8 protein-coding genes are annotated in these 8,975 nt (G+C 34.7%); 7 read left to right on the top strand and 1 reads right to left on the bottom strand.

Going from position 1 to position 8,975, the window contains the following annotated elements:
* Positions 1-219 precede the first annotated feature (219 nt).
* The 7 genes from OEZ61_RS07435 to OEZ61_RS07405 all read left to right on the top strand — a co-directional run bounded on the left by OEZ61_RS07435 (position 220) and on the right by OEZ61_RS07405 (position 6,962).
* A complete protein-coding gene (locus OEZ61_RS07435; protein WP_290047275.1) occupies positions 220-624 on the top strand; it encodes a MerR family transcriptional regulator in 405 nt (134 codons plus the stop codon).
* A 12-nt stretch (positions 625-636) separates the two neighbouring features.
* Complete coding sequence (locus OEZ61_RS07430; RefSeq protein WP_220382387.1) at positions 637-1,062, top strand: cupin domain-containing protein; 426 nt, start codon at positions 637-639, stop codon at positions 1,060-1,062.
* A gap of 1 nt (position 1,063) precedes the next feature.
* Positions 1,064-1,378, top strand: a complete 315-nt coding sequence (locus tag OEZ61_RS07425) for a carboxymuconolactone decarboxylase family protein (RefSeq protein ID WP_202882604.1) — start codon at positions 1,064-1,066, stop codon at positions 1,376-1,378.
* Between the two features lie 305 nt (positions 1,379-1,683).
* Positions 1,684-5,457 (top strand): hypothetical protein, encoded by a 3,774-nt coding sequence (locus OEZ61_RS07420; protein ID WP_290047274.1) that lies wholly within the window; start codon positions 1,684-1,686, stop codon positions 5,455-5,457.
* Positions 5,458-5,598: 141 nt separating this feature from the next.
* Positions 5,599-6,147 (top strand): biotin transporter BioY, encoded by a 549-nt coding sequence (locus tag OEZ61_RS07415; protein WP_041152851.1) that lies wholly within the window; start codon positions 5,599-5,601, stop codon positions 6,145-6,147.
* Between the two features lie 60 nt (positions 6,148-6,207).
* On the top strand, positions 6,208-6,390 hold the full coding sequence (locus OEZ61_RS07410; protein WP_034530997.1) for a hypothetical protein: 183 nt from the start codon (positions 6,208-6,210) through the stop codon (positions 6,388-6,390).
* A gap of 95 nt (positions 6,391-6,485) precedes the next feature.
* The gene (locus tag OEZ61_RS07405; protein ID WP_290047273.1) at positions 6,486-6,962 is read left to right on the top strand and encodes a hypothetical protein; all 477 of its coding nucleotides are present in this window, start codon (positions 6,486-6,488) and stop codon (positions 6,960-6,962) included.
* A gap of 296 nt (positions 6,963-7,258) precedes the next feature.
* Here OEZ61_RS07405 and glyA read toward each other — a convergent pair whose 3' ends face one another.
* Positions 7,259-8,491, bottom strand: coding sequence for a serine hydroxymethyltransferase (gene glyA, locus OEZ61_RS07400; RefSeq protein ID WP_290047272.1), 1,233 nt, complete (start codon positions 8,489-8,491; stop codon positions 7,259-7,261).
* Between the last annotated feature and the right edge of the window lie 484 nt (positions 8,492-8,975).

Raw genomic sequence — 8,975 nt, 5'->3', positions numbered from 1 at the left:
TTATTAATAATTTTTGTAAATCCTAAACCATTATAATAATCTTTAATGGCAGCTAATTTTAATTCTTTAGAAAACATAAAAGAACCCCTTAGGTTAGATTTCTCCAACTCAAGGGGTTCAGTTCAATCATCGAAATGATGATTCTTTTTTTATATACTTGACTTAGAGTTAACTCTAAATAGTACATTTATTCTTGAAGTTAGTAGAAAGGACTTTTTTATGAGTAAATATAGCATTGGTGACTTTGCCAACAAAGTCGGTTTGACCACATACACATTGAGATACTACGAGAAACAAAAGTTAATTATCCCTAAACGCGATGTAAATGATCGTCGTTATTATGACAATGATGATGTAAAGTGGATTGGGTTCATTTTGCACCTTAAGGGAACTGGCATGTTAATGACTGAGATTCAAGAATATGTAGAGTTGCGCAAACAGGGTGATTCCACCATTGACCAAAGAAAGCAGTTACTGCAATTCGTTAAGAAGAGAAGTTTGGCGGAAATTAACGAACGAAAGTCCCACCTAAATGTGTTATCTCATAAAATCGATTGGTATGATGGAAAACTAAATCATAAGGTCGACGAAAGCTTTGAAGAATATCTTAAACGATTTAGATAGGAGTTATCGCTGATGAACGAAGAAGTAAAGAACGGAATTATTTTTGATCGCGGACCTAAGAATGATGCATATGCAAAATACTTCACTGGTCAAAGCTACCTACAAGGATTGATTAGTCCGGAATCAGAAGTCAATGTTGGTGTGGGAAACGTCACCTTTGAACCAGGTTGTCGTAACAATTGGCACATTCACCATGACGGATACCAACTACTATTGGTGACCGGTGGAATGGGCTTGTACCAAGAAGAAGGCAAACCAGCTAGATTATTACAACCAGGGGATGTCGTGGTAACTCATGATGGTGTCAAACACTGGCATGGTGCTACTGATGACAGTTGGTTCTCACACGTCGCAATCACTGCAGGAACTCCAGAATGGCTAGAAGCTGTCAGTGATGAACAATACAGCCAAGCTAATAATGAAGGAAAGCGTGATTAATATGAAGAAACAAACAGCAGGAAGAGATAATTTAGGTGAATTCGCTTCTAAGTTTGCCGAAATTAACGACGATGTCTTATTCGGACAAATCTGGAGCAGAGAATCCAAGTTATCTTTAAAGCAACGAAGCATGATTACCATCAGCAGTTTAATTGCGGCCGGCAACTTTGAACAATTGGCAGCCCACCTTAAAATGGGACAACAAAACGGCATTACAAAAGATGAAATTTCTGAAATGATTACACATTTATCTTTTTATGTTGGTTGGCCCAAAGCATGGTCAGCGTTCAATGTTGCTAAACAAGTATTCCAATAACTTTCGTAAATTACGGAATAATTATGAAAAAATAAACAATAATATGGATTGATAACCGGTATGGAGCCGGTTATTTTTTTATTCTCATTTTTATGGCTAAAATTTCAAATATTTATGTTTATATAAAAAATCTTTTATTGTTTGAGAAGAAAATTAACGAATAATCTTATTTGTATTAATTATAAATTAAGCATTATTAAAAGATAATAAAACATTTAACATACTTAATTTTTTTTAAAAGGAACATGCTAACATGAAATCATTCGTATTATTTTCATTTATATTTTCAGGGAGGATTTTTTATAATGAACAAAAAGTTCAAAAATATGACATTAGCCATTATTCCACTTTCAGTAATGTTGTTATCAACAACAACTGGTGCAATTTCTAAAGCTGATGTTAGTATTTCAAATAGTAAAATCAACGATAGTGATAAGGGTAAAAAAATAACTGATCGTGATTTACTAGAAGCGGCAAATAAAATTCAAAACTACTTGTACGATTATTACAATGAATCAATTGGTTATGTAAAAGGTTCTTATATCGAAGAATTGGCAAAGGCATCTCTTTATGATGTGGATGTTCAAAAAGAATTTTCAAAAGAAATAAATCAAGCCAAAGCACAAACCTTAAGTGATAAAAACAAGGATATTAAAAATACGAATGAATTAAAAAAAGAGATTTCTAATGAAGCAAATTATTTAGAATATATTGATAAGGCTTTAAATGAGGCTTCATCAATTTTAAAAAATAACAGTAATGATAGTTTTAAAAAATTAAAATCATCTGTTGAAAGCGATTTGAATAATTTAAACAAATCACTTAATGATGATAATCATGTTCAAAATACAGACATGTATTTAAATGAACTAAAAAATGAAGTGAAGTCTACTAAAGCAAATATTGATTCTTATAATCATCATGGATACGAAGCAGAAGCCATGAATGAAATGTCACATATGATGGATGATTCATATAATATTGCTAATGATAGTTTATCTAAAGCAATTAAACATGAAAAAGAAAATAATTCTAAATTCAATGACATGATTAATGCTGAAAAGAAGCATGATGCGGAAGAAAAAGTAGCGGATAAGAAAGAAAAAGCAGCTAAAAAAGCTGAAGAACAAAAAGAAAAAGCAAAGGCAAAAGCAGAAAAAGCAGCTAAAAAAGCTGAAGAACAAAAAGAAAAAGCTAAAGCAAAAGCAGAAAAAGCAGCTAAAAAAGCTGAAGAACAAAAAGAAAAAGCTAAAGCAAAAGCAGAAAAAGCAGCTTTTGAAAATAGTGAAAAGGAAAATAATTCCAAGTATGCAAAAGCAGAAAAGGTTCTAAACGATCTTCTTAATCACGAAAAGGAACAAAACGGAGAAGTTAAGGACTTAATTGATTCAGACAACATGAAGGATCAATTGGCAGAAGATGCTGAAATTAAAAAGAGTGAAAAGGCTGCTGATGCCAAGATGGCAGAAGTAGATAAAGCTTTTAATGATGCTCTAAAGCAAGAAAAAGAAGATGCTGCTTTTGATAAGAGCGAAGAAGAAAACGACGCCAAAATGGCCGAAGTTGATAAAGCCTTCAAGGATAGTCTTAACCACGAAAAAGAACAAAACGCAGAAGTTAAAAACCTAATTGATTCAGATAACATGAAGGATCAATTGGCAGAAGACGCTCAAATCGAAAAGAGTGAAAAGGCTGCCGATGCCAAGATGGCAGAAGTAGATAAAGCCTTCAAGGATAGTCTTAACCACGAAAAAGAACAAAACGCAGAAGTTAAGGACTTAATTGATTCAGACAACATGAAGGATCAATTAGCAGAAGACGCCAAAATTGAAAAGAGTGAAAAGGCTGCTGATGCCAAGATGGCAGAAGTAGATAAAGCTTACAATGCTGCCCTTAAGCAAGAAAAGGAACAAAATTCAGAAGTTAAGGACCTAATTGCTTCAGATAACATGAAGGATCAATTAGCAGAAGACGCCAAAATTGAAAAGAGTGAAAATGCTGCTGATGCGAAGATGGCAGAAGTTGATAAAGCCTACAATGCAGCCCTTAACCACGAAAAAGAACAAAACGCAGAAGTTAAGGACTTAATTGATTCAGACAACATGAAGGACCAATTAGCAGAAGATGCTGAAATTGAAAAGAGTGAAAAGGCTGCGGATTCGAAGATGGCAGAAGTAGATAAAGCCTTCAAGGATAGTCTTAACCACGAAAAAGAACAAAACGCAGAAGTTAAAAACCTAATTGATTCAGATAACATGAAGGACCAATTGGCAGAAGATGCAGCATTTGATAAGAGCGAAGAAGCAAATGATGGCAAGATGGCCAATGTAGATAAGGCCTTCAAGGATAGTCTTAACCATGAAAAAGAACAAAATTCAGAAGTAACAGACATGATTAATTCAGATAAGTTACAAGATGAATTGTCAAAAGCTTCAAGTAAAGCACAAAAAGTAGCTAATAAAAATGCTGCTAAAAAAGCAAAAGCCAAAGCAAAAACTGAAAAAGCAGCTAGAAAAGCAGCTAAAAAAGCCCAAAAATCAACATCCAAGAAGAAAAAATCAGCTAACTACAAAAAGTTTGATCAATTCTTAAACGGAATTATTAATGAACAACAAGAAAACAAGGATACTAATGATTCATTAAATGATGGACTTTCATTTAGAATTGGTGATAATACTGATACTGAATCTGATTCAATCTTTGAACAAAAACTAGATATTCCAGAAAATTATCAAGATAAGTATCTACAACATTTGATCAATATTTTATCTAAGTCAGGCATAGTTAACGGTAAGATTGATGAACTTAATAAGAATCTATCAATTATTAATGAAATGAGATCAGAAACTAATGACCTAATTCAAAGTGCTGGTGATAGTTTTAGTAACTCATCAGAATTGAATAATAATTTGAATGGAATTTATGACTTAATCAATGATGCAAATAAAGATGATAATTCTGACATTAGTGATGTTCAAAAACTTTCAGAAATTAATTCATTGCTTAAGGAATTAAAAAATAATTATTCACTAGCTTTTGCTGAATTACAAGATAATATGAACCAAAAGGCCAATGATGACAAGAAAACATCAGACGACCAAAAGGCTAATGATGACAAGAAAACATCAGACGACCAAAAGGCTAATGATGACAAGAAGGCATCAGACGACCAAAAGGCCAACGATGATAAGAAGCCATCAGACAATCAAAAGGCCAACGATGATAAGAAGCCATCAGACAATCAAAAGGTCAACGATGATAAGAAGCCATCAGATGATCAAAAGACCAACGATGATAAGAAACCATCAGACAATCAAAAGAACAATGATGACAATACTGCTTCATCTACTAAGATTGATGGTGACAAGGGCAATGATTCAACTATTACACCTGATGTAAAACCTGATCAAGTTAACCCATCAAACAAGAATAATGCTGGTCAACCTAAGAAGCCAGACAAGAAACGTGCTAAGAAGGCTCCTAAGGCTAAGAAAGTTTCAATTAAGAAGTCAAAGAAGTCACTTGCTAAGCTAAACAAGAAGCTAAAGCACAAAAAGATGACAAAACGTGCTAAGAAGGCGCTTCTAAAGAAGATTCACGCATTAAAGAACAAGATTAAGCGTGCCATCGTAAAACGTGACAAGAAGAAACTTGCTAAGATTAACAAGAAGTTACACAGCAAGAAAATTTCTAAGAAGACTAGAAAACGTCTTCACAAGCAAGCAACAGCTCTTCATAAAGAAATTAAGAAGAACCATGTAAAACCTGCTAAGAAGAAGGCTGTTAAAAAGACTGTTAAGAAGTCTACAAAGAAGAGCAAGAAGACAACTAAGAAGTCAAAGAAAGCTTCAAAGAAGTCTCACAAAAATGCTAAGAAGTCAAAGAAAGCCGATAAAAAGGCTAAAAAGCACCAAAAGAAGTTAACAAAACGTGCTGCTAAAAAAGTAAAGGCCAACAAAAAGGCAATTGCTAAGTTGAACAAGAAATTAAAGTCAAAGCACTTAACTAAGAAGCACAGACGTAGCCTAATCGCTAAGTGTACTCAACTAAGAAAAGCTGTTCGTAAGTTAACTAAGTAATCTAAAAAGACGCTATCAAACGATAGCGCCTTTTTTGTATATTGTTTATTAACAACTTAATTTGACATATTGGTTAACAATCGATAATATATCTTATTGTTAACTTATTATAAATGAATGGTTAACAATAAGGAGAGGGATATGAAAACGAGAGATGTTACACAAATCGCGCTTATGACAGCGCTAATTATCGCATTGGCATTTGTACCAGCAATTCCGGTTGCAATTATTCCGGTACCAATCGTGCTACAAAATTTTGGAATCATGTTAGCTGGATTACTATTAGGTGGTAAGAAGGGGACTATTTCAGTAGCCATTCTAATGGTGATGGTCGCTGTTGGTTTGCCAGTTTTAACTGGAGGTCACGGTGGTGCCGTCACTTTCGTGGGACCTACAGGAGGATACCTACTATCATGGTTATTAATGCCTTCGCTAATGGCGATGTTTAACCGACTACTTAGCAAGGTGATTGACCAAAATAGTTTCTGGAATGTTTTAATATCTACCATTATAGTAAGTATCATCATTTCATACGCAATTGCGATTGTATGGATCAGCGTGCAAATGCACATCACATTGAAGCAATCATTACTTGCTAACATGGTATTTATTCCAGGAGACGTCATCAAGGCAGTTATTGCTGCGTTTGTTGCCAAACGATTATTACCAATCATTAATAAGAATGCTTAATATTTTTTCTTTCACGCTTTGACGTATATAATGGTGACAAAAGCAAAGGGGGATGTTTTCATGGATACATCGAAAATGATTAATCCTATGTTAGGTTGGAAGTTACGTCCACTTGTTGAACAAGTAACTTCAACTGATGATATTGAAGATATCAAGTTTAACTACATGTTAATGCCAAAGCCCGATACACCAGAACACGTAGCTGAATGGAAAAAAGTTTTAGCTGAATATGAAAATAAATAAAAGCAGTAGGCGAGATGCCTGCTGCTTTTTTACATATTAATATAGTAGAAAAAAGTTTATAATAGATACATTAATTATTAAAAACGGAGGAAGACATGGATCCAGTATTAATTGTGCTTAGGGGAAACGCGGTGACTGGTAAGACCAGTGTTGCATCATCTCTACAAGAAAGATTAGGAACCACGGACGTAATGTTGGTCCAACAAGATATATCTGAAGAACATGTCGACATGCAAATTCAAATGATTCAAAAGTTGGTCAACTATGGTAAAAAACATTTCCATTATGTCATCTTAGACGGGGTATTACCCAAAGATTCATATGGAGAAATACTACATGAATTGATTGAAGACTTCGGTAGCCAACAATTAGTTTATTATTTTAACGATTCGTTTGAACAAACAGTGAAGTATAACGAACAAAAAATTCAACCACACGATATTGATAAACTAAAATCCTGGTGGATTGATTCTGATTTACTTTCTGACGAAGATGTTAAATTAGAAAACGGTGGCATTGAACAATATAGTGATCAAATCATTGATGACATCAACGATTTACCGTTATTCTAGGTTTATATTAGATTGGATTTAAAAGAGAGATATATTTGTAAATAATTAATATCTAATTAAAAATTATACAAATATGTTATATACCCTTGCTTATACCTTATTTTTATTTTATATTAATTCTTGTGTTTTTTTAGATCGTCATATATAATAAGAACAGTTGTTCGCATAAAGGCGATCAGTTAACTCATATTTATTATATTAATGAGACCTCTCATCTCGTTAATACATTTATATTTTCTTATCTCTCTCAAAAAAGACCGCTCTCTCTCAAGAAGGTCTTTTTTTATTTTACATATTTATCTGGTAACGGGATGTTTAACGACTAGGTCATGCACTTGTTGCTTAGCATCGTCTAAGATATTTTGATGACCAGGGTGGTTTAACACATCCACAATGATGGTTGCCACCTTAGCAGCTTCTTCTTCATTAAAGTCTCGACTAGTGATAGTAGGGGTACCGATACGGATTCCTTCCATAGTATCACCATCTTCTAGAGGCAGTAGTTCTTTGTTAGTGGCGATACCAACTGAGTAAAGTAGTTCAGCTGCTTGATCACCGGTAAGACCAACGGCATTTAAGTCCAATGTCATTTCGTGGTTTTCGGTATCACCAGATACCACACGAATCTTTTCGTCTTGATTGAATACCTTAGCCATGGCCTTAGCGTTTTTGATTACGTTTTTTGCGTAGTAACGGAATTCTGGTTTTAATGCTTCACCTAATGCAACGGCCTTAGCTGCAATAACATGTTCTAAAGCACCGCTTTGTGATATAGGAAAGACTGCATAGTCTAATTTGTCTGCATACTTGGCTTTGGCTAAAATCATACCACCACGTGGTCCACGCAATGTCTTGTGGGTAGTGGTAGTGACAACATCAGCAACTTCGACGGGGTTAGGGTGAACACCAGCAGCGACTAGTCCGGCAATGTGAGCCATGTCGACCATTAGGATGGCACCGACTTCATCAGCAATCTTTCTGAATTCGTCCCAGTAAATGATGTGACTGTATGCTGAGGCACCAGCAATGATTAGTTTTGGTTTTACTTCTAGAGCAATTTGTCGAATGTTTTCAAAATCTAGTAATTCTGTTTTAGGATCAACACCGTAGAAATGTGATTCGTAAAGTTGACCGGAGAAGTTATGTTTTTGACCGTGAGTGAAATGACCACCAGCATGTTCGCTCATTGCAAGAATTCTATCGCCTGGTTGTAAGAAGGCTGCATAGACAGCTTGGTTAGCTTGGCTTCCTGAGTGAGGGTGAACATTTGCATATTCTGCATGGAATAATTCTTCCGCACGTTTCTTGGCAATCTTGTCGATTTCATCGATTGCTTCGTTCCCGGTGTAGACACGTTTGCCGGGATATCCCACTGCGTATTTATTAGTTAATACAGAACCTTGAGCCGCGCAAACAGCCTTGGATGCAATGTTTTCTGATGCAATTAATTCAATTACGTTATCTTGACGATTGTTTTCATGTTCAATCGCTTTAAAAATTTCTGGATCTTCTTTTGAAAAATCGTACATAATTCATTCTCCTTTTGGTAAATAAAAAACGCCCTTGTACTTTCGTACAAGGGCGTCGTAACACTGTTCCACCTTAGTTTTATATCAAGCTCACACTTGATACCTCTGGTTCTTAATGCGCATTAAGATTTCGATTCAATTGATAAATCTTGACTGCCTTCATTCAAGGACAAGGTATCTCGTTTCACTGAATCAGATACTCGCTTAACATGTCGATTTGAATTACTACTTTCAAGTTGTTTTTAAGAATAGACCAAAAAAATTTGACTGTCAACAATAAAATTTGAACTTTTTTCAACCAATACCAAAAAATGTTCGTATCAAGGGGAGTTAAATGCAAAGAAAAAAGGCGCCCTTTGGTGCACTGCACCCCAAAGTTTGTACAAAACTTTGGGGTGTTTTTGTGTCTAAATATAAAGTAGAAGATAAATTAAATGTAATTAACGCATACCTAAACGGTATGGGATCTCAAATGGTAGCTAGA

Origin of the sequence: Apilactobacillus sp. EABW-1NA, from assembly GCF_030398685.1 — a bacterium.
Taxonomy (GTDB): domain Bacteria; phylum Bacillota; class Bacilli; order Lactobacillales; family Lactobacillaceae; genus Apilactobacillus; species Apilactobacillus waqarii.
Note: the sequence above shows the minus strand (reverse complement) of the source record. Positions and strands in the feature narration are given on the sequence as shown.